The sequence below is a fragment of the Pseudomonas sp. R62 genome, from assembly GCF_000257605.1.
GTDB lineage: Bacteria > Pseudomonadota > Gammaproteobacteria > Pseudomonadales > Pseudomonadaceae > Aquipseudomonas > Aquipseudomonas atacamensis.
The window spans coordinates 1-2,040 of record NZ_AHZM01000827.1 but is presented as its reverse complement, the minus strand read 5'-3'; the positions used below and the strand labels follow the sequence as shown (position 1 = coordinate 2,040).

The window sequence follows — 2,040 nt, the reverse complement described above, 5'->3', positions numbered from 1 at the left end:
GTGATTGGCAGATGCTCTTCGGCGACTTGCCCGTAAACGTCGCCGGAGCTGACGTACAGGAAAGTGCCGGAAAAGCCGCGAGCCTTGAGCGCCTGCAGCAGGTTGAGGGTGCCGAAAAGATTGATATCGAAGGTGCGGGCCGGGTCACGAAAGGCTTCCGGCACGAAGGTCTGGCCGGCCAGATGAATGACTGCATCCGGCAACTCAGGCCAAAGGTCGATGAGGCTGTCGGCGTTCGTAAGGTCGTAGGCCGATGCGGCAGGCAGCAGCTCCCACGACGAGCCCGGCGACGCCAGACGAGACTGAATGTGTTGTCCCACGAAGCCGCTGAGGCCCGTGACGAACAGACGTTTTTTCAAACAGCGACCCCTTGGTCATGACTCGCGCCGCTTTCCTTGCACGCTTTGAGGAAAGCCCTGTCAGACCGGAGGAAATATCCGGTGAAACAGCAGGCGAAGCCGTTGTTGTAGTTGTTTGGTTGCCAATCTGTGCCAATTGCTCGGCAATTTCAACCGGGCAAACCGTGACTGGTCAGTTCTCGTCAGCATAGTCCGATTTATTCTCGCCCGGCGGTTCCCGGACTCGCGATGGATGTGTTTAGAATGGCCTTCGTCGCGAGTTGGCCGGTTGTTTTCCGGACGCCGCGACGCGGGGTGAAACTGACCACTAAAACAAGAACAGAGACGTGCCCGATGATGACGGACGAGTGCCGGCCCTGCCGACCCGATCCGCCGCGCGGCCGTCATAGCATGAAGTCGCCGGGATGGTGCTTCATCGTGGGATGCCATGAATTTCATTCTCTACTCGGACGTCAACGACAGCTCCATCAGTGCCAGTCTCGGGCGTCCGGAATACAGCTATTACTTTGTCCTCAAAGCCTATCGCCCGGTGCTGGAAAGCCTGGGGCGCGTGCACGTGGCCGGATCTGTCGCCGACGTCGATGTGATTTACCGGCAATTGCTCGCCGCTGGCGAAGACAGTGTGTTCCTGTCCTTCACCCCGCCGCAGAAAACTCCGGTTGATCTGCAATGCCCGACGATTTGCGTGGTGGCCTGGGAGTTCGATTCGATCCCCGATGAACAGTGGGACGACGATCCGCGTCAGGACTGGACACGCATGCTCGCGCGCCACGGTCGGGTCATCACCCTGTCGACCCACACGGCAACGGCCATCCGCCGCGCCATGGGCGAAGCGTTCCCGGTGCTGGTTTTGCCGACGCCGTTGTGGGACAGCTTCGCAACGATTCGTCAGCAACACCAACCGATGCCGGTCAACCCGGGCACTGCACTGGCAATCAAGGGGTGCATATTCGATTCGCGCACCCTCGGCCTGTCAGCCGATGCGCTGATCCCGACGCCAATCAGCCCTGAAGAGCAGGCTGCACTGGCCGCAGCAATTGAAGCCGCGCGGCCGCCACCGTTGACGTTCAAACGCCGACTGGTCATCGCTCGACATTACCTGCGGCTGTGGGCGCTGGACTTGGGACGCGAACAGGCGGAACCGGCGCCGCGGGTGAAGTTTCTGCACAACTGGTACTGGGAAGGCATTCGCGATCTGCTGCCGGACGCTCTGCATGGCTGGCTGCAACAGCGTTGGCCTGAGGTGTGCGGCGCTGCGCCGGTGCCCGTGATCGAACCGGCGCCACTCGATCTGCCGGACACCTCATCGGTGGTCGAAACCACTGTCGAGGGTGTGGTGTATGTCTCGGTATTCAACCCCAAGGATGGCCGCAAGAACTGGCATCGACTGATCAGCGCATTCTGCTGGGCGTTTCGCGAAACGCCCGACGCGACGCTGGTGCTCAAGATTACCCAGAATGATCTGGCGTCCTATTACAGCGAATTGATGACCCTGCTGGCGCAACTCACGCCGTTCGCCTGTCGGGTCGTGGTGATGCACGGTTACCTCGACGACGCGCAGTACGCCAGGCTTTATCAGGCGGCCAGTTTCTACGTCAACGCGTCACGCTGCGAAGGGTTGTGCCTGCCCTTGATGGAGTTCATGTCCAGCGGGAAACCGGTGATCGCCCCCGATCACACG

Annotated in this window: 2 protein-coding genes; one reads left to right on the top strand and one right to left on the bottom strand. The window is 60.7% G+C overall.

Features of this window, described 5'->3' with window-relative positions; genetic code table 11:
* Positions 1 to 359, bottom strand: a 359-nt coding sequence (locus tag OQK_RS00315) for an NAD-dependent epimerase/dehydratase family protein (RefSeq protein ID WP_016770605.1), incomplete at its 3' end; no start/stop codon positions are given.
* 427 nt (positions 360 to 786) lie between these two features.
* Between OQK_RS00315 and OQK_RS00310 the strand changes: the two genes are divergently transcribed.
* Positions 787 to 2,040, top strand: a 1,254-nt coding sequence (locus OQK_RS00310) for a glycosyltransferase (protein ID WP_016770604.1), incomplete at its 3' end; no start/stop codon positions are given.